The sequence below is a fragment of the Streptomyces sp. ISL-96 genome, assembly GCF_018614035.1.
Taxonomy (GTDB): Bacteria; Actinomycetota; Actinomycetes; order Streptomycetales; family Streptomycetaceae; genus Streptomyces.
On record NZ_JAGGPA010000018.1, the window covers coordinates 131,623 to 153,001 of the forward strand.

Consider the following 21,379-nt stretch of genomic DNA (forward strand, 5'->3'; position numbering starts at 1 on the left):
TTACCACTGTACCCCGGATTCGCGCATGTGTGTTGGGAGGAATTCCGGGATCGGTGTGACATGCGTGGCTGACCAGGGCCTTACGCACCGCGGCGAGCGGGCTATTGTGCGGTTCATGGAGACGCCTGACAACGCCACTGCACCCGAAGAGACACCCCGCACCGGTATCGCCGCCCAGGACTGGGCCACGGCGTCCACCGAGCCGAACTACCACGCCGCGGTCGTGGATCTGCTGGGAGCGCTCGCGTACGGAGAGCTGGCGGCCTTCGAGCGCCTCGCCGAGGACGCCAAGCTCGCCCCGACGCTCGCCGACAAGGCCGAGCTGGCGAAGATGGCATCGGCGGAGTTCCACCACTTCGAGCGGCTGCGGGACCGGCTGACGGCGATCGACCAGGAGCCGACGGCGGCCATGGAGCCCTTCGCGAAGGCCCTGGACGACTTCCACCGCCAGACCGCTCCCTCCGACTGGCTCGAAGGGCTGGTCAAGGCGTACGTCGGCGACTCGATCGCCAGTGACTTCTACCGCGAGGTCGCGGAGCGGCTCGACTCGGACACGCGCGCGCTCGTGCTCGCCGTGCTCGACGACACGGGGCACGGAAACTTCGCGGTGGAGAAGGTGCGCGCCGCGATCGAGGCCGACCCGCGCTGCGGCGGCCGGCTCGCGCTGTGGGCACGCAGGCTGATGGGTGAGGCGCTCTCGCAGGCGCAGCGGGTCGTGGCGGACCGCGACGCGCTCTCCACGATGCTCGTGGGCGGCGTCGCCGACGGTTTCGACCTGGCGGAGGTGGGGCGGATGTTCTCCCGGATCACCGAGGCCCACACCAAGCGCATGGCGGCGCTCGGTCTGGCGGCGTAACCCCGCAGACGGACGGACGGACCGTCGGACGTCCGGACGTTACGCCGCCGCCGAACGGCGGATGTGCCCCCCGGGGCGGATGAGGAGCGACAGCAGGACCGCTCCCACCGCCACCGCGCCGATCAGTGTCGCGACGACATGACCGGGCCCCAGTGCGGAATGGGTGACGTACGCACCGAACAGGGCCCCGAGCGGGCCCGCGGCCAGGACCAGGCGCCGTGAGGGCAGCCGGTCCGCGAGCCGGTGGGCAGCCGCCCAGGCAAGGGCGAAGCCGAGGGCAATGGAGCCGAGAGCTTCCAAGATCACGTGGTTTCCTCCCGCGCAGCCAGGGTGCAAATGGGTCGTAGCCCGTACTACCCCCGCTCGCGGAGGGCAACCCTCGCCCGTCCTGCGAACGGACCTGCGAAATGAACGAAATGAACGAGATGAACAAACGGAACCGGCCCGGTGGGAGATCCACCGGGCCGGTTCCGTTTTGCTGTGCTGCTGTGCTGCCGACGCCTACAGCGCGCCGAAGCCCACCCTGCGCGTCGTCGGCTCGCCGATTTCCACGTAGGCGATCCGGTCAGCGGGAACGAGGACCGTACGGCCCTTGTCGTCCTTGAGGCTGAGCAGCTGCGCCTTGCCGGCCAGCGCGTCGGAAACCGCGCGCTCGACCTCCTCGGTGGACTGCCCGCTCTCCAGAACGATCTCCCGGGGCGCGTGCTGCACGCCGATCTTGACCTCCACGGCTATGTCCCTCCGACGGTCATCCAGTGCTGCGGTGCGCGGTCAGCCGCGCTGTACGCAGCACACATTAGCCCGGTGAGGGGACACGGAACGCGCCGACGACGCATGCCGCAAGCGAACACGCGCCGGGAACACATCCCGCGAGCACGCGCCGCGGCGCGCCGCGTCAGTGCTCGCTGCCGTGCAGCGGGAAGCCGGCGATGCCACGCCAGGCGAGTGACGTCAGCAGCTGCACCGCCGTGTCGCGCGGAATCGTGCTGCCACTGGAGAGCCAGTAGCGCGCGACCACCTGCGACACGCCGCCGAGGCCGACCGCCAGCAGCATCGACTCGTCCTTGGACAGGCCGGTGTCCTCGGCGATGACCTCACTGATCGCCTCCGCGCACTGGAGCGACACGCGGTCGACGCGCTCGCGCACGGCTGGCTCGTTCGTCAGGTCCGACTCGAAGACCAGACGGAACGCGCCGCCCTCGTCCTCGACGTACGCGAAATAGGCGTCCATCGTCGCGGCCACGCGCAGCTTGTTGTCCGTGGTCGAGGCGAGGGCGGTACGTACCGCCTGGAGCAGCGACTCGCAGTGCTGGTCCAGGAGGGCCAGGTACAGCTCCAGCTTTCCCGGGAAGTGCTGGTACAGGACCGGCTTGCTCACGCCGGCCCGCTCGGCGATGTCGTCCATCGCCGCCGCGTGGTACCCCTGCGCGACAAAGACCTCCTGCGCCGCGCCCAGAAGTTGATTGCGTCGGGCTCGGCGGGGCAGGCGTGTGCCGCGTGGGCGTGCCGCCTCTGTCTGCTCGGTGGCTGTCACGCCGCCTCCCATGTCTTTCAGTTTCGCGGCCTTTCGACAGCACGGCCGTTCCGTGCGCCGTGTGCGCCGCGCCCGCCATCGTACTTTTGGGTAACCCGGGTGCGCGCGGTGCGGACGGAGAATTTCACGGACCGGACGCCTGCGGAAGGCCGATCGGGGGCTGACCAGCGCCTTGCAGCGTCGGATCAGCGGTAGTCGTCCTCGTCAAGGGCTACGACGCGGGCTTGTTCCGCGGCGTCGCCGTCGGCCGCCTCCCCGCGGTCGATGCCGGTCGGAGGAACGTCGTGAGTCTCCTGCCACTCCGTGCGCTGCTCCGCGGCATCCGCCTCCGAGGCGTCGTTGTCGAGTTCGTCGGGTTCATCGTGGTTGTCGAGCTGTTCCTCCGCTGCGAAGGTGTCCGGGTCGGTCGGATCGACAGACATGCGTGGCTGCCTTTCAGGGTGAGAACTCGAGCCGGCGCGTACGCCCTTTGCTCCGAGGGTAGATCTGTGACGGCGAACACACGATTCAGTGCGTGATCGTCTCGTAACATTGCCGCATGTCTTCGACCGAGCTGCCCGGGTCCAGCCTCGCCGCCGCCACCGCGGTGCCGCGGGTCAGTGCCGTGCGGGTCGCCGACGGGGAGAAGCTGCGCTCCGTCAGCCTGCCCGGGCTGACTCTGAACGTACGCACCCGGCCTCCGGCGCGCACCGGACTCCCGCCCGCGCTGTACGTGCACGGTCTCGGCGGGTCCTCGCAGAACTGGTCGGCGCTGATGCCGCTGCTCGCCGACCACCTGGACGGCGAGGCGGTCGACCTGCCCGGCTTCGGGGATTCCCCGCCGCCGGACGACGGCAACTATTCGGTCAGCGGGCAGGCGCGCGCCTGCATCCGGCTGCTCGACGCGAGCGGGCGCGGACCGGTGCACCTCTTCGGCAACTCGATGGGCGGCACGGTCGCCACGCGCATCGCGGCCGTCCGGCCCGACCTGGTGCGCACGCTCACCCTCGTCTCGCCGGCCCTCCCGGAGCTCCGGGTGCAGCGCACGGCGGTGCCGACCGCGCTGCTCGCGCTGCCGGGCGTCGCCTCGCTGTTCGCCCGGCTCAGCAAGGACTGGACGGCGGAGCAGCGCACGCGCGGGGTGATGGCGCTCTGTTACGGCGATCCGCAGGCGGTTGCGCCCGAGGCCTTCCAGCACGCCGTGGAGGAAATGGAGCGGCGGCTGCAACTGCCGTACTTCTGGGACGCGATGACGCGTTCGGCGCGGGGCATCGTCGACGCGTACACACTGGGCGGACAGCACGGTCTGTGGCGGCAGGCGGAGCGGGTGCTCGCGCCGACGCTGCTGGTGTACGGAGGGCGGGATCAGCTCGTGTCGTACCGTATGGCGCGCAGGGCTGCCGCGGCGTTCCGCGATTCGAGGCTGCTGACCCTGCCCGACGCGGGGCACGTGGCGATGATGGAATATCCGGAGGCGATCGCCAGCGCTGTCCGGGAACTGATCGATGACTGCGGTAGGAGCTGATCCGGCGCGTGGGACGTCATAGTCGCCGAGGCCCCGCACCCCAGGGGGCTGCCGAAAAACCCGCCATACCGGGCCCCCGTGAGGGAGTCGCGGCAGGTCCGGACGCGGCGGACGTACGGCGCAGACAGCACCCCCAGCAGCATCAGCAGTACGGCGGCACTCCGGCTCACGGGGTGCCGCAAGTGCGCGGCGGGCATCCCGAGCAGCGGGAGTCCGGCGGCGGATACGGCGACTGGCAGGGGGAGCCTCGCGCGCCGCAGGGGCCGCAGGCGGGGCAGGTGCAATCTCAGGCGCGGTACGCGGCGGCCGGAGCCCGGATACCGGGACCGCGGCAGGAGTTCGTCGAGGCGTTCGACGCTCCGCCGAGGATCCCGTCCGCCGCCACGGGCGCTGCGGCGGCTGATGCCGGCCGCCGCGGCGATTGGGCCGATGGCGACGTCTCCGACGCCCCCGTCAAAGGCGGCAAGGGGCGGACCTTCACCGGGATCGCGGCGGCCGCGGTGACCACCGTGCTCGCCGTTGTCGTGGCCGGGCAGGTCGCTCAGGGCGGCAAGGACCCGCTGGCTTCCCCGGCCGCCGGGGGCAGGAACGCCGGTGAGAGTGACGCCTCGCGCTCGGACGCCCGGCCGACGCCGTCCCGTGGAGTGGCGGCCGCCCCGGCGACGTACGAGCAGCAGATGGCCAGGACGTACCCGATCGACCCGAAGCTGACGGGGACGGGGGAGTTCGAGGCGATCGGCGGGTTCGACAAGGCCCCGGGCAAGGGGCAGAAGTATGCGTACCGGGTGGATGTCGAGAAGGGGCTCGGCCTCGACGGCGCTGTCTTCGCGCGTGCCGTGCAGGAGACCCTCAACGACGACCGGAGCTGGGCTCACAACGGCGCCATGACGTTCGAGCGGATCTCCTCCGGCCGGCCCGACTTCGTCGTCACGCTCGCGAGCCCGGGCACCACCGGTGTGTGGTGTGCGAAATCCGGTCTCGACACGCTCTCCGGCAACGTCTCGTGCGATTCGGCGGCGACCGAGCGCGTGATGATCAACGCGTACCGGTGGGCGCAGGGGGCCGAGACGTTCGGCAAGGACAAGATGTTCGCGTACCGGCAGATGCTCATCAATCACGAGGTCGGCCACCGGCTCGGGCACGGTCACAAGAACTGCGAGACGCCGGGCGAACTCGCGCCGATCATGCAGCAGCAGACGAAGTCGCTGGACATCGGCGGCGTCAGGTGCAAGCCCAACGCCTGGGTGTTTCCCGGCAGTTGAGGCTCGGCGGCACGCTGGCCGCAGCCTGACGGAACGTAACCGAAAAGGTCCTTAGCGCGACGGAACGCTACCGCGCGGCGAAAGTTACGCGTGTTCACCCCTTTTGGTGGCGCGATGGACAACCGTCCGTCGCGTCACCGGCATGTCCGCATACGGTCGGTCCCGCTGGAGTCGCCGGACCAACGGCGGCAGCCCACAAGGGAGATCGGGGGTGCACTCGTGCGGATCGGACTGCTTACGGAGGGTGGCCACCCGTATGCGACTGGTGAGTCCAGGGTGTGGTGCGACCGGCTCGTGCGCGGGCTCGCGCAGCACGAATTCGACATTTACGCCCTGAGCCGCAGCGCTCGCCAGGAGGCGCGGGGCCGGCTCCAGCTGCCGCCCCAGGTGCGGCGGGTGCGTACCGCGCCGCTGTGGGCTCCGCAGGACGACGGCGGTACGTACGGCCGGCGCGAACGGCGCCGCTTCGCCGGGCACTTCGCGGAACTGGCCGGCGCGATCTGCGCACCGGACGAGGAAGGCGCGGGCGACCGCTTCGCCGCCGGCCTCTACGGGCTCGCGGAGCTGGCGGGGGAGTGCGGCGGGCTGCATGCCGCCCTGCGCTCCGAAATCGCCGTGCGCGTGCTGGAGTCCGCCTGCCGTGCTCCCGGCGCCGGCCGCGCCGTACACGCGGCGAAGGTTCCCGACTACCTCGAATTCGTCGACCTGCTGGAGCGCGCCCTGCGGCCCCTCTCGCTGGACTGGTACGACCGCGCCGAGGGCCTTGGCGCCGTCGACCTGTGCCACGCGGCCTCCGGCGGTTCCGCCGCCCTGCCCGGGCTGCTGGCCAAACGCTTCTTCGGCGTACCGCTGCTGGTCACCGAGTACGGCGTACAGCTGCGGGCGCAGTACCTTGCCGCGGGCGACACGGCCCGGAGCTCGCCGGTGCGGGCGCTGCTGGCCGCCTTCCACGGCAAGCTCGCCGCCGAGGTGTACGACCGGGCCACGATCATCACGCCGGGCAATACGCACGCCCGGCGGTGGCAGGAGCGGTGCGGCGCCGATCGCGCGAAGCTGCGTACGGTCTACCCCGGCATGGAGGCCGAGCGTTTCGCGGCCCTGGGGGAGGGGAACGACGGCGGCGACCCCCGCACGCTGGTCTGGGTCGGCCGCGTGGAACCCGCCAAGGACCTGATCTCGCTGCTGCACGCCTTCGCGGAGGTCCGGAGGGACGAGCCGCAGGCCCGGCTGCGGATCGTCCACGACCAGCAGCACGGGCAGGGCGCCGAGGCGGCCGCCTACCTGGCGCACTGCAAGGCGCTCGCCGCCCACCTCTTCCCGGACGAGGCCGCCGGCGCGCACGCCGTCGGCGAAAACCCCGTCTCCTTCGAGGAGATCGGCGGTCCCGAGGTGCCGGACCTGACGGAGGCGTACGCCGCGGGGAGTGTGGTCGTCCTCTCCAGCGTTGTCGAGGGCTTCCCGGTCAGCCTGGTCGAGGCGATGTTCTGCGGGCGCGCCACGGTCTCGACGGACGTCGGCGCGGTCGTCGAAGTCATCGGCGGTACGGGCCTGGTGGTCCCACCGCGCAATCCCCGCGCACTCGCCGACGCCTGCGTGGCGCTGATGCGCGATCCGCGGCGGCGGGAGCGGCTGGGCGCGGCGGCGCGCGCTCGCGCGCTGGAACTCTTCACTGTCGAGCAGAACCTCGCGGCATTTCGCGGCATTTACCTGGAGCTCATCTCCCACTGCCCGGTGCGCCGCGAGGCCGTGGGCCTGGACGGCGAACCCCTGCTTTTCGCCAACCCGGCGGAGACGCATGTGCCGGGGCGGTGGGCGGGTGGCGGTCTGGGCGGCGGGGCGCCGGGGCCGAGCTGGGCGGGTGCGGGTGCGGGTGTCGGTGCGGATGCGGCGGATCCGTCGCAAAGGGTGGGCGCGGGCGCCGGGTCCGGGCCGGGGGAGCGCCATGCCTGAGCGACGCACCCGACAGGACGCGACAAGACCGCCCGTGACCAGGGCCGCAGTGGGTGAGACGGCGGCGCCGGCGGTGGCCGGGATCTGGACCGCAGGTACGACCGTCAGTGCAGGAGACAGGTTGATGAGCGCATTCCGTACGCCGGCCGTTCCCGGTGGGGGCGCTTGGGACGCGCCCCGTACTCCCGCGAGCCCCGGCGGGTGGGACGACGAGCCGCAGCCGGCCGAGCTCGCGACCGCCGCGCCCGGACGAGCCGAGGCTGTCGCGCCGCCGCGCCGGGGGCCCGCCGACCCCGTGCGGGCACTCATGCACCGGCACCGGGAGCTGTGCGAGCGGGCCGTCGATCCGCTGGAGATCGCCGCCGGGCTCGAAGCGCACGGGGTGACCGACAGGACTGCCGCGCGGTTCCGCCACCGGGACGTCTTCGCCCTCGCCGAGGAGCTGTACGCACGCGTGCCGCGCGTCGGCGACAGCGCCACCGGGCGGGCCCCGGCGCGCGAGGACTCCCCGCGCGCCCGCTGGGTCGCGTACGCGCTGCTGCCCGGCGTCGCGTGCGTCGTTACGGCCGCGGGGCTCGAACTCACCACCGGGCGCGCGCGGTTGGCGGTCGGCGTGACCGGGGCGCTGGTCGTCGCGCTCGCGCTCGCCCTGTGCCTGCGCCACGGGCCCCTGCGCGCCGAGGGGCGTACCGCGCCCGCCGCGCGCCTGTGGGTGTGCTGGCTGCTCGGGTACGCCGCCTTCGGGGACGGGCTGCTCCGGCAGGTCGTCACCGGGGGCCCGGACGGGGCCTGGGCGATGGAGACCACGACGCTCGTGGCCCTCGCCGCGGCCCTGGCACCCGCCTCCTGGTGCGCGTACCTCCTCGGCGTACACGCGCGGCGCAAACTCGCCGCCAGCCGTGGCACAGAGGAGTTCGGGGCGGCGGCCCGCCCACTCCTGCTCGGCGTCACCGGGCTGTTCGTGGGCGTACTCCTCTGCCTCCGGATCGCGGCGGGAAGCGTGACCGGCGGCAGCGGCCGGGCTGCCGACCTGGCGGCCGGCGTCGCCCTCGGCGCGCTCCTCTTCCTCGCCCGGCTGCTCACCGTCCACGGTTTCCACCGGCCCGCGTCCGCCGGGCTCGCCACCGCGGCCGCCCTGCAGGCCGCCGCGCTCTGCGCCGTACTCGCGTCCCGCCTGCCCGGCTGCGGTCCGGTCGCCTCGCCCGTCGAGTACCTCATCGGTGCCGGCGGCGCGGGCGCCGTCCCCGCCGTCGCCTGCACCGTGGCCGCGCTCGCCCTGCTCGTCCACGCCACCGCGACGCTCTCCCGCGCCTCGGCCCACGCCGGCCGGACCGGGGCCGTCGGCCCCGGCAGGGCGCAGGCGTCCCACAAGGCGCAGGCGCCCCCCGAGCCGCACTGACCGCACCGATCCGCCTCAGCCTCCCGCGGAGCCGACGCCGCGGGCGTCCACCGCAGCGCTCAGCGCATCACCGTCCCGTCCAGAAGGAGAACGTGAACATGACCCCCCAACCCCCAACTTCAGCCGGTCGGCACCGAGGGGACGCGCGATGAGGGTGCTGCTGCTGGGTGCCAACGGATATCTCGGCCGCTTCGTCGCCGACCGGCTGCTCGCCGACCCGGCCGTGCAGCTCACCGCTCTCGGGCGCGGCGACGACGCCGACGTACGGTTCGACCTCGCCACCGGCAGTCCCGGCGCGCTGACCCGCTTCCTCAACGCCGTCCACCCCGGCGTCGTCATCAACTGCGCCGGTGCCACCCGAGGCGGCGCCCGCGACCTGACCCGGCACAACACCGTCGCCGTCGCGACCGTCTGCGAGGCCCTGCGCCGCAGCGGCTGCGGAGCGCGGCTCGTACAGCTGGGATGTGCCGCCGAGTACGGGCCCTCGCAGCCGGGATCGTCCACCGCCGAGGACGCCGTACCCCGCCCCGGCGGCCCGTACGGCGTGAGCAAGCTCGCCGCCACGGAACTGGTGCTCGGCTCCGGGCTCGACGCCGTCGTGCTCCGGGTCTTCTCGCCGGTCGGTCCCGGTACGCCCGCCGGCTCGCCGCTCGGGCGGCTCGCCGAGGCCATGCGGCGCGCGATGCAGTCCGGGGACGGCGAGCTGAAGCTCAGCGGCCTCGGCGTACAGCGCGACTTCGTCGACGTACGCGACGTGGCACGCGCCGTGCACGCCGCCTCGCTCTCCGCCGCGCAGGGCGCCATCAACATCGGCACCGGCCGCGCGGTCCGGCTGCGGGACGCCGCCGCGGTTCTGGCCAGGGTCGCGGGCTACGGCGGCGCCCTGCACGAGCTCGACGCGCCGTCCGGTTACGTCCCGGGCAGCGCGGCAGCGGCGGCGCGCAACGGCGGAGTGGGCAGCGTGCTCGCCTCGGTGGGCGCCCCGCGCGGGGAGATGTCCCCGGAGCACCTGGGCGGCCCGTACCCCTACCCGGACGGCTGCGGCAGCTGGCAGCAGGCCGACGTGCGCACCGCGCGCGACCGGCTCGGCTGGCGGCCCAGGATCAACCTGGAGGAGTCGCTCGCGGACATCTGGATGGAGGCGGCATGCCGCATCTGACCACGCCACGGCGGGCGCAGGCAGCGACCGCCGTCGACCGGATGGGTCTCGGCGTTCCCGGGTACGCCCACCCGCTCGTCGCCCCGGTGGAGTGGGGCGAACTCACCCGGCCGGGGACGCCGTTGCACTGGGTGGCGCTCAATGTGGCCGACGGGCCGGGCGCCCGGCCCGACCCGCACTGCCTGGAGGCCGCGGGCCGCCTGCGCAACGCCGGTGTCCGCGTGCTGGGGCGGCTCGACCTGGCGTACGGGACGCGCTCCTTCGGCGAGCTGGTCTCCGACGCGCACCGGTTCCGCGACTGGTACCGGGTCGACGGCTTCTATCTGGACCGCTGTCCCACCGAGCGGACGGACCTCCCGGCGGTGCGGCGCGTGACCGCCTCGGTCCGCGAGCTGGCGGAGGGCGGCGGTCACCTGGTGCTCGGGCACGGCACACACCCGTATCCGGGCTATGCGGAGACGGCCGACCAGCTGGTGACGTTCTCGGGACCGTGGACGGACTACCGCTGGTCACAGGTGGCGGAGTGGACGGCGGACTATCCGCCGGAGCGCTTCTGCCACCTGGTGCACGGGCTGCCGCGTACGCATCTGGAGGAGGCCCTGCGTATCGCCCGCTGGCAGGGCGCGGGGACGGTCTTCATGACGGACCGGACGGCCGGCGGCGACCACAGCGACAGCGGCGATGGCGGTGGCGGACAAATCGACCCATTCGAGACGCTGCCCGGCTACTGGGACGAAATCGTCTCGCGGATCGGACCGGGTGTCTCGGAATGAGAAGGGGCGTGGCAGTGTTACGCGGAGAACAACCGTACTGATTGACCGACCTACGGAGTCCCCGTGTCGCTGCCACCCCTGGTCGAGCCCGCTGCCGAGCTCACTGTTGACGAGGTTCGCAGGTACTCCCGCCACCTGATCATCCCGGATGTCGGGATGGACGGGCAGAAGCGGCTGAAGAACGCCAAGGTGCTCGCCGTGGGCGCCGGCGGCCTCGGTTCGCCCGCGCTCATGTACCTCGCCGCTGCCGGTGTCGGCACGCTCGGCATCGTGGAGTTCGACGAGGTCGACGAGTCGAACCTGCAGCGCCAGATCATCCACAGCCAGGCCGACATCGGCCGCTCGAAGGCCGCGTCCGCGAAGGACTCGGTCCTCGGCATCAACCCGTACGTGAATGTCGTCCTTCACGAAGAGCGGCTCGAAGCCGAGAACGTGATGGAGATCTTCTCCCAGTACGACCTGATCGTTGACGGCACCGACAACTTCGCGACCCGCTACCTGGTCAACGACGCGTGCGTGCTCCTCAACAAGCCGTACGTCTGGGGCTCGATCTACCGCTTCGACGGCCAGGCGTCCGTCTTCTGGTCCGAGCACGGCCCCTGCTACCGCTGCCTCTACCCGGAGCCCCCGCCGCCGGGCATGGTCCCGTCCTGCGCCGAGGGCGGCGTGCTGGGTGTGCTCTGCGCGTCCATCGGCTCCATCCAGGTCACCGAGGCGATCAAGCTGCTGGCCGGCGTGGGCGACCCGCTGGTCGGGCGGCTGATGATCTACGACGCCCTGGAGATGCAGTACCGCCAGGTCAAGGTCCGCAAGGACCCCGACTGCGCGGTGTGCGGCGAGAACCCGACCGTCACCGAGCTCATCGACTACGAGGCCTTCTGCGGCGTCGTGTCCGAGGAGGCGCAGGAGGCGGCGCTCGGCTCCACGATCACTCCCAAGCAGCTCAAGGAGTGGATCGACGGCGACGAGAAGATCGACATCATCGACGTCCGCGAGCCGAACGAGTACGAGATCGTCTCGATCCCGGGTGCGCGCCTGATCCCGAAGAACGAGTTCCTGATGGGCGCCGCTCTCCAGGACATGCCGCAGGACAAGCGCATCGTCCTGCACTGCAAGACGGGCGTCCGCAGTGCGGAGGTCCTCGCGGTGCTGAAGTCCGCGGGCTTCTCGGACGCGGTGCACGTCGGTGGCGGAGTCATCGGCTGGGTCAACCAGATCGAGCCGGAGAAGCCGATCTACTAGGCCTTGTTGTCACTGTCTTACGTACGAAGGGGCCGCCCCGCACATCATGTGTGCGGGGCGGCCCCTTTTTCGCCGTCCCTTCAGCGCCCCCCGGCCAGCAGCTCGGCCACCCTTTCGAGCGCGGCGGGGGCGAGGTTGCGGCGCAGTGCCTCGACGAGCTCCTCCGGCGTACTCCGGCTGTCGAGGGTGATTACGCCGTAATCGCGCCGCCGTGCCTTGGGGACGGGCGCCGGCGCATCCTGCACAGTGCCGGGCAGCCGCTGCTCGTCGCGCGGCAGCCGCGCGATCCGCCGGGCGTCCTCGACCGAGACCCGGCCGTCGGCCAGTGCCTCCTGAAGGTCCTCGCGGAGCTTCATCAGCGACAGCCGCTGCGAGACGAACCCCTGGGTCTTGCCGATACGGGCGGCCACCTGCCGCTGCGAGTAGCCGTACGAGGTGATCAGCCCCTGGATGGCCTGGGCCTGCTCCAGCTCGGTGAGATCGTCGCGCTGGACGTTCTCGATGAGCGCGTCCTCGTCGGTGCGGGTCGCGTCCTCCCGTACCAGGACCGGCACCTCACGCAGCCCGGCGAGCTTGGCCGCCGCCAGTCGGCGGTGGCCGTGCAGGACGACGTACGGGGCCTCACCGACCGCCGCCTCGTGCTCCGGATGCGCGGCGAGGAAGGCGCCGCGCGATACGACTCCGAGGGCCTGGAGCACTCCGCGTTCGCGCAGCGTCTCGGCCAGGCCGTCCAGGTCGCGCAGTTCGTGGCGCGGGTTGTCGGGGTTCTCGGCGAGGTCCGTGACGGGGACGGTCAGCGGGTACGTGTCCCGCCCGGCCGGCGGCGCGGGGTCGCCGCCGGGGGTGAGCAGGGTCGCGAGATCGGTGCGGCGGCCCATCAGCGCGCCACCGCCTTCTTGGCGACGCGGGTGCGCCTGGGCGGCCTGGCCGGGGCCGGGATCACCGCGAGGCCCACCTCCAGGGCGAGCCGGAAGAAGTCCTCGCGGGCCTGGAGTGCGACGCGGTTGGCGCCGTACTGCGTGACGACGAGGCCGTCGGCCGAGGCGCGGGTGTGCAGCTTGTAGTGGCGTACGACGGTCCGCGCGAGCGGCCAGCCCTGGGCCTCGACGAACGCCCGGGTCTGGTCGAGGTCCGCCTTTCCGTCGCGCGGGTCCCAGTTGTTGATGACCACGCGGAACGGCAGTCCGCGCGGCTTCACGACGCGCTCGATGGTGCGCTGGGTGGGCTGGAAGCCGAGGGGTTCGGGCTCGATCGGCACGATCACGTCGTGGGCGCTGTCGAGTACGGCGCGCAGCGCGTCGGCGGCGGGGCCCTTGCCGAGCGGGTCCTCGCCGTCGGTCTCGGCGAGGTCGAGCCAGCCGGGCGTATCGACGAAGACGTGCTGGGCTGAGGGGATGCGGGAGAGTGCGGCCAGGCCGGGCAGGTCGTCGTGGGCCTGCACGAAGTCGAACGGCAGGCCGTCGCCGACCCGTTCCGACCACCACACCGCGGAGCCCTGCGGGTCGATCGAGACCGCGACGACGGGCGGCCGCTCACCCTCGGGCCCGGCGCCGAGTACGTCGGCTGTGACGGCGGCGAGATTGACGGCGAGCGTGGACTTACCCACGCCGCCCTTCTGATTGAGGATCACATGCACGTGCGCCACGACCACTCTCCCTGATTCCTGGTTCACTGATGCACCGATTCGTGCAAATCCGACATTCGGGATTTACGGTCACTGTGACAGTGGTGCGCGGGCAGGCGCCGCGTACACGCCGGAGGGGGTCCTCCTGATCTCCTCGCCGCTCACGCGTGGCCGACGAGCCCGCTGGCAGGCTTACGGGCAGACGGTTCCGTCGGCCGGCACCTTGCCCCTCAGCAGGTACGCGTCCACCGCTGCCTGCACGCACTTGTCGCCGCTGTTGTACGCGCCGTGGCCCTCGCCCTTGTACGTCAGCACGATGCCGACGCCTTTGCCGAGCTCGTCCGCCATTTTCTTCGCGCCCGCGTAGGGCGTCGCCGGGTCGCCGGTGTTGCCGATGACGAGGATGGGGGCCGAGCCGGGCGCGCTCACATCGGGGGTGTCCCGCTCGCCCTCCACCGGCCACTCGGAGCAGCCCATCAGGCCCCAGCCGAGGAAGTCGCCGAAGACGGGTGAGACCTCGCGGAATTCGCGGAGCTTCGCCTTGGTCTGCGCCATGTCGAAACGCGCCTTGGAGTCCACGCAGTTGATGGCGGTGTTGGCGGCGCCGATGTTGCTGTACGAGCCGTCGGGTTGCCGGCCGTTCAGGGCGTCGGAGAGGCTGAGCAGCAGCTCCCCGTTGCCGCCGTCCGTGTCGTCGAGGCCCTGCTCCAGGTACTTCCAGTACTCCTGGGAGTAGAGCGTCTGGAGGATGCCGTTGGCGGCGTGGCTCTGTGTCAGCTCGCGGTTGCCGATTCCCTTGACGGGCTTCTTGTCCAGCCGCTTGAGGAGACCGACGATGAAGTCCTCGATCTCCTTCACAGTGTTGCCGGGCAGCGTGCACGCGTCGCCGCGGTCGAGGCAGTCCTTGGCGAAGTTTTCGAGGGCGAGCTGGAAGCCCCTCGCCTGGCTGAGTGAGCCCTGCTCGGCGGACTTGGTGGGGTCGACGACCGCGTCGAAGACCGCCCTGCCGACTCTCTTCGGGAACAAGTGGGCGTAGACGCCGCCGAGTTCGGTGCCGTACGAGATGCCGAAGTAGTGCAGCCTTTCGTCGCCGAGGACCCGCCTCATGAGGTCCATGTCGCGGGCGGCGTTGGTGGTGCCGACGTACGGGAGGTCCTCGCCCGAGTTGTCCTCGCAGGCGGACGCGAACGACGCGAGGCTGTCGGTGAAGGTCTTCTCCTCGGCGGCGTCGTCCGGGGTGCTGTCCTGGGCGTAGTACTCGTCGAGCTCCTTGTCGTCCTTGCACTGGATGCCCACGCTTCGGCCGACGCCGCGCGGGTCGAAGCTGACCAGGTCGTAGTGGGAGCGCAGCCGCTCGTAGTTCGCGGCCAGGGAGGGCAGGCCGGTCACGCCCGAGCCGCCCGGTCCGCCGAAATTGAAGAGGAGGGAGCCGATGCGGTTCTTCGTGTCGCGGGCCTTCGCGCGGATGAGCGCGAGCTCGATCGTGTCGCCGTCGGGCTTCGCGTAGTCGCGTGGGACGTCCATGAAGGCGCACTGCCAGGTGGTGCCGCCGGAGAGGGGGGAGGGGGAGGCGCCGCCGCCCTCCGCCGCGGACGGGGCGGGGCAGTCCTCCCAGTCGAGCTTCTGGGCGGCCAGGTCCTTCTCGCCGTTCCCGCCCTTGCCTTTGCCGCCGTTGTCGGAGCAGCCGGCGAGGGACACGAGAACGGCGGTGGCGGCGAGGACGGCCGTGGCACGCAGGGCGGCGGAAGTCGGCATGCACCCATCGTGCGACGGGGCGCGGGAGCGTGCGCTTCGGGAAGCGCCATTCGGGACGGCGTACGGGGCGTTCCCGGGTACGTACCTGAGGCGCACCCGCGTGCCTCTTACGGGCGTTCCGGGGAACGTCTCAAAGCGCCACCAGGGTGACCTCCGTCGCCTTCACGCTCACCCATACCCGCACGCCCTCCGCGAGCCCCAGCTCCGCGGCGGCCGCCGGAGTGACCTCCGCGACGACTTCCGGGGCGGCGTCGATCAGGACGCGCAGGCGGCTCCCGTGTGCGGTCAGTTCGCGGACCGTTCCCGGCCAGTTGTTGCGCGGGCTTCCCGAGGGCCTGTTCCGGTGTACGGAAACCGCCTCCGGGCCCACGACGGCGAGGCCCGGCGCGCCGTGCGGGAGCGGTTCGGCGGCGACCAGGCGTGCGCCGCCGGGCAGTTCCAGGCCGTCCGCCGTGGCCGTGCCGGGCCAGGCGTTGCGGCCGAGCATCCGGGCCACCCAGGGTGAACGCGGGTGCCGGGCGACTTCCGCCGGAGGCGCGTACTGCACCGACTCGCCCTCTTCCAGTACGAGCACGTGGTCCGCCAGCGAAACGGCCTCGACCGGGTCGTGCGTGACGATCAGGCAGACGCCCGGGAAGCCCGCCAGGTGGTCGCGCAGGGTGTGCCGGACGCGGGCCCTTGTCGTCTGGTCGAGTGCGGCGAGCGGTTCGTCGAGGAGGAGCAGCCGGGGGCGTGCGGCGAGGGCGCGGGCGAGGGCGACGCGCTGTGCCTGGCCCCCGGAGAGCTGGCTGGGCCTGCGGTGCGCGAGGTGCCCGACACCGAGGCGGTCGAGCCACTCCTGAGCCTCCGCGCGGGCGTGTGCCTTGGAAGCGCCCTGGGAGGTTCTCCCGTACGCCGTGTTGGCGAGGGCGGTCATGTGCGGGAACAGCGCGCCGTCCTGCGGCACCCAGGCGATGCCACGCCGGTGCGGCGGGAGCGAGGACACGTCCCTTTCGCCGAGCCGAAGGGAGCGCGCGGTGGCCCGGTCGGTGAGTCCGAGGAGCGCGCGCAGGAGGGTGGTCTTGCCCGCACCGTTGGGTCCTACGACGGCGACCGTACTACCGCCCTCGACTTCGAGGCCCACGCGCGCGTGCCCGTCGATTTCGGCGGAGAGCGGCCACCGGGGCGCCTCCCCACCGTCGGCCACGACCTCCGAGCCGGCGGGCGGTGAGCCCGGCGAAGGCGATCCGGGCGACAGTGAGCCGGGGGCCGGAGCCGCGCCCAGGGGCTCCTCAGGGGGCGGTGTCGGTGCGTCACGGGTTCCACGCTGCGGGGCGAGCCAGTGGCCCCGCAGCGCGATCAGTACAGCGGTCGCCACCGCGAGCAGCAGCAGCGACACCGCCACCGCGCCGTCCGGGTCGTTCTGCAGCAGCAGATAGACCTGGAGCGGCAGGGTCTGCGTGGTGCCCGGCAGATTGCCGGCGAAAGTGATCGTCGCGCCGAACTCGCCCAGCGCTCTCGCCCAGCACAGCGCCGCACCCGCGAGCAGCCCCGGCGTGACCATCGGAACGGTCACCGTGAAGAACGTCCGCAGCGGTGACGCGCCGAGCGAAACGGCCGTCTCCTCGTAACGGGGATGCAGTCCGGCCAGCGCCCCCTCCAGGCTGATCACCAGGAACGGCATCGAGACGAACGCGGACGCGACGACCGCCCCCGCCGTCGAGAACGGCAGCGTCACCCCGAACCAGTCCGACAGCTGTTCACCGATCAGCCCGCGCCGCCCGTACCCCTGAAGGAGCGCCACACCCGCGACCGTCGGCGGCAGCACCATCGGCAGCATCACCAGGACCCGCACCAGTGCCTTGCCGCGGAACGACACCCGTGCGAGCAGCCACGCCAGCGGTACGCCCAGGACGAGCGACAGGAGCAGCGCCCAGCCCGAGACCACCAAGGACAGACCCAGCGCCTCGGTCACCGCGGGCGCGGTCAGCCGCCCGGGGAGCGTCGACCACGGAGCACCGGCGAGCACCCCCGCCAGCGGCAGCAGCAGGAAGACGACGGCCAGCCCGGCCGGCAGGGTGAGGGCGAGCGGCGCGCGCCCCTTCACAGCGCTCACGGCGCCTGGAACCCCGCGTCACGCAGCAGCTTCTGCGCCTTCGGGGAGGCGAGCCACTTCACGAAGTCCGAGGCCTCCTCGCCGTGCCCGGAGTCGTCGAGCACGGCGGCCGGATAGGACGCGACGGCGTTCTGCGCGTCGGGTACGGCGACCGTGGTGACCTTGCCCCCGGCCGCCGCGGCGTCGGTCACGTACACCAGACCGGCATCGGCCTCGCCCAGCTCCACCTTGCTCAGTACGGCGCGCACATTCGGCTCCTGGGAGACGGGTTTCACCTTCACATCCGCCCCGTCCAGAATTTTCTGGCTGTAGCGGCCGACCGGCACCTCGGGCGCCGCGAGAACCACCTTCAGGCCGCTCCTGGAGAGGTCCTTCAGGCCGCCGATCTTCTCCGGGTTGCCCCGGGCGGTGGCGATGGTGAGGCGGTTCTTGGCGATGACGACCGGTTCGCCGGTGTTCTCCTTCAGCCCCTCCATGGTCTTCGTGTCGGCGGTGACCAGAGCGTCGGCGGGCACGCCCTGGCGTACCTGCGAGGCGAGTTCCTGAGAGCCGTTGAAGGAGAAGGTGACCTTCGTGCCGGCGTGCTCCTTCTCGTACGCCGCCCCGGCCGCCGTGAACACATCGGTGAGCGAGGCCGCGGCGAGGACGGTGATCTCGGAGGAGCCCGCCTTGGCGCCGGCCTTCTCGCCGCCTTCACCGCCGCACGCGGCGAGCAGCGGGACGAGCAGCAGCGAGGCGGTGATGACGGGAAGGACGGTACGGCGTCGCACGGAAACCCCCGGGGTGTCGGAAACGGCCGGCTGGGACAGAGCCGGTTCACACACGGTCGATATGGACATTGGTCGACTTCACGCGGGCGACCGCCTCCATCCCGACCTCCAGGCCGAGCTCTTCGACGGCCTCCCGGGTCAGCAGGGAGACCAGCCGGTGGGGACCCGCCTGTATTTCGACCTGGGCGGCGACATCGCCGAGCTTCACCGCCGTGATGATCCCGGCGAAGGCGTTGCGCGCGCTCGTGTACGGGATGTCGCCGTGCTCATTGGCCTGCTGGGCCAGCTCGACCGCGTACGCCGCGAGAACGGGGCCGTCGATCAGCCGCCGGCCGCTGTCGTCCCTGCGCGTGGTGATCCGCTCGGCGTCTGCCCAGCGGCGGACGGTGTCGGAGCTGACGCCGAGAAGCCGCGCCGCCTGCTGAGTGGTGTAGGACCGCATGTGCGGCAATGTACGACCGTTTTGGGCGCACCTGCAAGGAAGATCGGCCGATGCTCCTGGCAGCTGCGGTGCGGCTCGTACGAAGAGACGAGAGCGGCCACAGCCTGTGAAGCCGCGCTCCTAGACCCGTACTTCGCAGGTCACCCGATCGTGAAGATCAACTGGTCACGACCGATCGCCGCTCAGTCCGGTCCGCAACGGCGATCGCAATGCCGGTCCGATCCGGTCGGGTTCGGACGCCGAAGAGCCGCTGCGGCGAACCTTTTCAGCGACCCGCGAAGTCCGGGCCTAGAGCTGCTCCTTGCGTGTCAGCTGGTTGAAGGACAGCCAGCCCGGCAGCACCGGCAGCCAGAACGTCAGCAGTCGGTACAGCAGCACCGCCGGCGCCGCGATCCCCGCGGGCAGCCCCGCGACCGACAGCGCCGCGATGAGCGCGCCCTCGACCGCGCCGACACCGCCGGGCGTCGGTACCGCGGAACCCAGCGCGTTGGCGGTCAGGAAGACCACCGCGATGGTGGCGTAGCTCAGATGGGTGTCGCTGTCGAAGGCGCGGATCGACGCGTCCAGGCACATCACGAACGAAGCGGTCAGCAGCAGCATCCCGCCGATACCGGTGATCAGCTTCTGCGGCCGCTGCAGTACGTCGAGCATGCGGGGCACCACACCCGCGAACAAAGACCGCACCCGCGTCACCACGAACCTGCGCAGGATCGGCACGGCCGTCACCACCAGCGCCAGCACCGCCGCCGTCAGCAGTCCGGCGATGACCGTCCGGGACGGGGAGAGCGTGGGGGTCCGTTCGGTGCCCGTCACGTAACCGAAAACCATCAGCAGCGTGATGTGCGCGGCGAGACCGAAGAGCTGGGAGGCGCCGACACTCGCCACCGCCAGCCCGGGGCGTACGCCGGCGCGCTGGAGGAACCGGGTGTTGAGCGCCACGCCGCCGATCGCCGCCGGGGCGACCAGCTTCACGAAGGAACCGGCCACCTGCGCCTTGACGGTGCGCCAGAAGGGCACCTTCTCGGGTACGAAGCCCAGCAGACTCATCGCCGCGGCCGGATAGCTCAGCGCGGAGAACAGCACGGCCACCGCGGCCCAGCGCCAGTCCGCCTTCGCGATCGCTTCGCTCATGTCGTTGGCCATCAGCGTCGAGATCAGGAAGTACGCGGCGAACGCACCGGCGATGACGCTGACGAGCGTGCGCGGTCTGATGCGCTCCAGGCGGGCCGGCTCGACCAGTGCCTGCGGACGGATCAGCAGCACCTGGTGGCGGATCTGCGTCAGCAGGTCTTCTTCGCGTGCCTTCTCCAGCGCCTCCTCTATGGCCCCCTTTTCGGCCTTCTTCTCCGCCCGTGCGTCCTTGCGGCCATTGGCCGGCGCGGCCTCGGCGGTGCCCGGCTCGGCCGCCCCGGCCGGCTTGGCGGCGTGTGACGCGTCGAGCACCGCCTCGCGCTCACGCTGCGAGCGTTCGCGCGCCAGCTTGCGCAGCGTGGAGCGGGTGGAGCGGCTGAGCGCGATCGGCTGGAGCAGCGGCAGGCTGTCTGCGACCGCGTCGGGGCCCAGCACCTCCACGGCGGCGGCCACGGCCCGCTCGGCACCGGCGCGCAGCGCGAGCGTCGTCAGGAGCTGCGCGACGTCCATGCGCAGGACGACGTCGCCCGCCGCGATCTCGCCGCCGCGCAGATCGGTCAGGATCACCCTGCCGGAACGATCCACCAAGATCGCGTCACCGACCAGCCGCCGGTGCGCGATACGGCGAGACTGGAGGGCCTTCACCTGGCGCCAGGCACCGCGCATCAGCTCGTCGGTGATCTCCTCGTCGGGCAGCGAGTCCAGCGAACGGCCGCCCAGGTGCTCGTACACAAGCATCACGGCGTCGGGGCCGAGCTCGGACGTGGCGATCAGCTTGGGCGCGTTGGCCCCGGCGGCGATGGCGGCGTACGCGAGCAGCGCCTCCTGCTCCAGGGCCTGGCGCAGGGACTGGATCGAGCGGCGCTGGGTGATGCCGCGCAGGGTCACCTGACGCCACACGCGGTAGAAGAACCCCTGCGCCTGCTGTTCGCGGTCGACGACGGTGACGTCGAGGGGCGGCCCGTCCTCCAGGGTGACGAGGTAGCGGCGCCCGCGGTCGCCCTGCTCGGCCGAGTCGGGCACGTCCTCGGCGCGCATCGCCGTCACCGGACGGAACCCGACGTGCCGCAGCCCCGCGAGGAGGGTCTGGCCGGTGGGCCGTACGTTCGGGGAACCGACGGCGTAGAGCGTCCCGTACGCGACCGTCCAGCCGATCAGCACGGTCACGATGATCGAGAACGGCGTGGTCTGGCGGCCGACCAGTACGGCGAAGGAGTTGAGCAGCAGCACCGCCCACAGCGCCACGCGCCAGCGAGGCCTGCGGGCCATGCCGACCGCCGTCATGTACGCGATGACGGGCGCCAGGTAACCGTGCACGGGATCGGTCAGTTCGCCGTTCGCCGTCGCCTGTGTGAGCGCTTCCCTGATCGCGTCCGGGGCGGCCTCGGAGACCCACAGGTCGGTGGCGAGTGCGACACCGTGCGCGAGCACGGCCGCGAGCACACCGTCCGCGATCCGCAGTCCGTCGCGCTTGATCAGCCGCTCGATCGCGAAGGCGACCGGGAGGATCAGTACGGCGATGCTGGAGATCAGGCCGGCCAGTTTGATGAAGACGTCGGGGGTCTGGCCGGTGCCCTTGCTGATGTCCTGTTCGAGCCCCGACGCGGTGCCGTGCGCGAAGGCCGCGATGCCCAGTACGCAGACGATGCCCAGCACGCCAACGAGCAGTCGTACCAGGTCGGAGGGGCGGTGTACGCGCGCGGAGAGCAGCGGTTCGTCGCCGGAGACACGGTCGATGGCGCTTCCTTCGGGCCCGCTGGTCATGTTCTTCGTGGGCCTCTCGGGTGCGTCAGGGCGTGACTCGGCGCCAGGGGTGCCCGCCGCCGGCGGAGGCCGCACGCCCTGCTCGTTCGCTGTTTCCTCTTGATCTCGTATCACCTGTC

The 21,379-nt window shown here is 71.8% G+C and carries 18 protein-coding genes and 2 pseudogenes; 9 read left to right on the forward strand and 11 right to left on the reverse strand.

The features are described from left to right. Positions 1–115: 115 nt before the first annotated feature. Positions 116–856: a ferritin-like fold-containing protein gene (locus tag J7E96_RS12270; RefSeq protein WP_215130438.1), complete on the forward strand. Its 741-nt coding sequence runs from the start codon at positions 116–118 to the stop codon at positions 854–856. 39 nt (positions 857–895) lie between these two features. Here J7E96_RS12270 and J7E96_RS12275 read toward each other — a convergent pair whose 3' ends face one another. The 4 genes from J7E96_RS12275 to J7E96_RS12290 form a co-directional block, all read right to left on the reverse strand. After that, entirely contained in the window at positions 896–1,162 is a 267-nt protein-coding gene (locus J7E96_RS12275) for a hypothetical protein (protein ID WP_215130440.1), read from the reverse strand. Positions 1,163–1,357: 195 nt separating this feature from the next. Then, positions 1,358–1,585 carry a DUF3107 domain-containing protein gene (locus tag J7E96_RS12280; protein WP_028811791.1) on the reverse strand — a complete coding sequence of 76 codons (228 nt, stop codon included), beginning with the start codon at positions 1,583–1,585 and terminating at the stop codon, positions 1,358–1,360. A 166-nt stretch (positions 1,586–1,751) separates the two neighbouring features. Continuing rightward, positions 1,752–2,390: a TetR/AcrR family transcriptional regulator gene (locus J7E96_RS12285; protein WP_214978069.1), complete on the reverse strand. Its 639-nt coding sequence runs from the start codon at positions 2,388–2,390 to the stop codon at positions 1,752–1,754. 185 nt (positions 2,391–2,575) lie between these two features. Next, on the reverse strand, positions 2,576–2,812 hold the full coding sequence (locus J7E96_RS12290; RefSeq protein WP_215130443.1) for a hypothetical protein: 237 nt from the start codon (positions 2,810–2,812) through the stop codon (positions 2,576–2,578). Positions 2,813–2,928: 116 nt separating this feature from the next. Between J7E96_RS12290 and J7E96_RS12295 the strand changes: the two genes are divergently transcribed. The 8 genes and pseudogenes from J7E96_RS12295 (at position 2,929) to moeZ (ending at position 11,679) form a co-directional block, all read left to right on the forward strand. Beyond that, positions 2,929–3,894, forward strand: a complete 966-nt coding sequence (locus J7E96_RS12295; protein WP_215130445.1) for an alpha/beta fold hydrolase — start codon at positions 2,929–2,931, stop codon at positions 3,892–3,894. Positions 3,895–3,902: 8 nt separating this feature from the next. Next, the gene (locus J7E96_RS12300) at positions 3,903–5,156 is read left to right on the forward strand and encodes a DUF3152 domain-containing protein (protein ID WP_215130447.1); all 1,254 of its coding nucleotides are present in this window, start codon (positions 3,903–3,905) and stop codon (positions 5,154–5,156) included. A gap of 219 nt (positions 5,157–5,375) precedes the next feature. Further along, on the forward strand, positions 5,376–7,106 hold the full coding sequence (gene pelF, locus J7E96_RS12305; RefSeq protein WP_215130449.1) for a GT4 family glycosyltransferase PelF: 1,731 nt from the start codon (positions 5,376–5,378) through the stop codon (positions 7,104–7,106). A 124-nt stretch (positions 7,107–7,230) separates the two neighbouring features. After that, a complete protein-coding gene (locus J7E96_RS12310) occupies positions 7,231–8,505 on the forward strand; it encodes a hypothetical protein (RefSeq protein ID WP_215130451.1) in 1,275 nt (424 codons plus the stop codon). 148 nt (positions 8,506–8,653) lie between these two features. After that, a pseudogene (locus tag J7E96_RS12315) lies at positions 8,654–9,410 on the forward strand (NAD-dependent epimerase/dehydratase family protein); the annotation flags it as partial. A 68-nt stretch (positions 9,411–9,478) separates the two neighbouring features. After that, positions 9,479–9,664: pseudogene (locus J7E96_RS38735) on the forward strand (reductase); the annotation flags it as partial. Then, complete coding sequence (locus J7E96_RS12320) at positions 9,652–10,437, forward strand: spherulation-specific family 4 protein (protein WP_215130457.1); 786 nt, start codon at positions 9,652–9,654, stop codon at positions 10,435–10,437. The pseudogene J7E96_RS38735 and the gene J7E96_RS12320, both read left to right, overlap by 13 nt. A 63-nt stretch (positions 10,438–10,500) precedes the next feature. Continuing rightward, positions 10,501–11,679, forward strand: coding sequence for an adenylyltransferase/sulfurtransferase MoeZ (gene moeZ, locus J7E96_RS12325; protein WP_215130459.1), 1,179 nt, complete (start codon positions 10,501–10,503; stop codon positions 11,677–11,679). An 80-nt stretch (positions 11,680–11,759) separates the two neighbouring features. On the opposite strand, the gene J7E96_RS12330 is transcribed toward moeZ, so the two are convergent. From J7E96_RS12330 to J7E96_RS12360, 7 genes are all read right to left on the reverse strand, one after another. Next, complete coding sequence (locus J7E96_RS12330; RefSeq protein ID WP_215130460.1) at positions 11,760–12,557, reverse strand: ParB/RepB/Spo0J family partition protein; 798 nt, start codon at positions 12,555–12,557, stop codon at positions 11,760–11,762. Continuing rightward, a complete protein-coding gene (locus tag J7E96_RS12335; RefSeq protein WP_215130462.1) occupies positions 12,557–13,324 on the reverse strand; it encodes a ParA family protein in 768 nt (255 codons plus the stop codon). Before J7E96_RS12335 ends, J7E96_RS12330 begins: the two co-directional genes overlap by 1 nt. Positions 13,325–13,495: 171 nt before the next feature. After that, entirely contained in the window at positions 13,496–15,058 is a 1,563-nt protein-coding gene (locus tag J7E96_RS12340; protein WP_215130464.1) for an alpha/beta hydrolase, read from the reverse strand. 130 nt (positions 15,059–15,188) lie between these two features. After that, positions 15,189–17,153 carry an ABC transporter permease gene (locus J7E96_RS12345; protein ID WP_215130466.1) on the reverse strand — a complete coding sequence of 655 codons (1,965 nt, stop codon included), beginning with the start codon at positions 17,151–17,153 and terminating at the stop codon, positions 15,189–15,191. Further along, on the reverse strand, positions 17,150–17,923 hold the full coding sequence (modA, locus tag J7E96_RS12350; protein ID WP_308295916.1) for a molybdate ABC transporter substrate-binding protein: 774 nt from the start codon (positions 17,921–17,923) through the stop codon (positions 17,150–17,152). The genes J7E96_RS12345 and modA overlap by 4 nt, the downstream gene beginning before the upstream one ends. A gap of 46 nt (positions 17,924–17,969) precedes the next feature. Then, the gene (locus J7E96_RS12355; RefSeq protein WP_215130476.1) at positions 17,970–18,365 is read right to left on the reverse strand and encodes a molybdopterin-binding protein; all 396 of its coding nucleotides are present in this window, start codon (positions 18,363–18,365) and stop codon (positions 17,970–17,972) included. Positions 18,366–18,653: 288 nt separating this feature from the next. Next, positions 18,654–21,335, reverse strand: coding sequence for a flippase-like domain-containing protein (locus J7E96_RS12360; protein WP_215130478.1), 2,682 nt, complete (start codon positions 21,333–21,335; stop codon positions 18,654–18,656). Positions 21,336–21,379 lie beyond the last annotated feature (44 nt).

What these genes read in the sequence shown, in the direction of transcription:
- J7E96_RS12270 (WP_215130438.1), top strand. Translation starts at nt 116, where the DNA reads ATGGAGACGCCTGACAACGCCACTGCACCCGAAGAGACACCCCGCACC.
- J7E96_RS12290 (WP_215130443.1), bottom strand. Translation starts at nt 2,812, where the DNA reads ATGTCTGTCGATCCGACCGACCCGGACACCTTCGCAGCGGAGGAACAG.
- J7E96_RS12295 (WP_215130445.1), top strand. Translation starts at nt 2,929, where the DNA reads ATGTCTTCGACCGAGCTGCCCGGGTCCAGCCTCGCCGCCGCCACCGCG.
- J7E96_RS12310 (WP_215130451.1), top strand. Translation starts at nt 7,231, where the DNA reads ATGAGCGCATTCCGTACGCCGGCCGTTCCCGGTGGGGGCGCTTGGGAC.
- J7E96_RS12320 (WP_215130457.1), top strand. Translation starts at nt 9,652, where the DNA reads ATGCCGCATCTGACCACGCCACGGCGGGCGCAGGCAGCGACCGCCGTC.
- J7E96_RS12330 (WP_215130460.1), bottom strand. Translation starts at nt 12,557, where the DNA reads ATGGGCCGCCGCACCGATCTCGCGACCCTGCTCACCCCCGGCGGCGAC.
- J7E96_RS12340 (WP_215130464.1), bottom strand. Translation starts at nt 15,058, where the DNA reads ATGCCGACTTCCGCCGCCCTGCGTGCCACGGCCGTCCTCGCCGCCACC.
- J7E96_RS12355 (WP_215130476.1), bottom strand. Translation starts at nt 18,365, where the DNA reads ATGCGGTCCTACACCACTCAGCAGGCGGCGCGGCTTCTCGGCGTCAGC.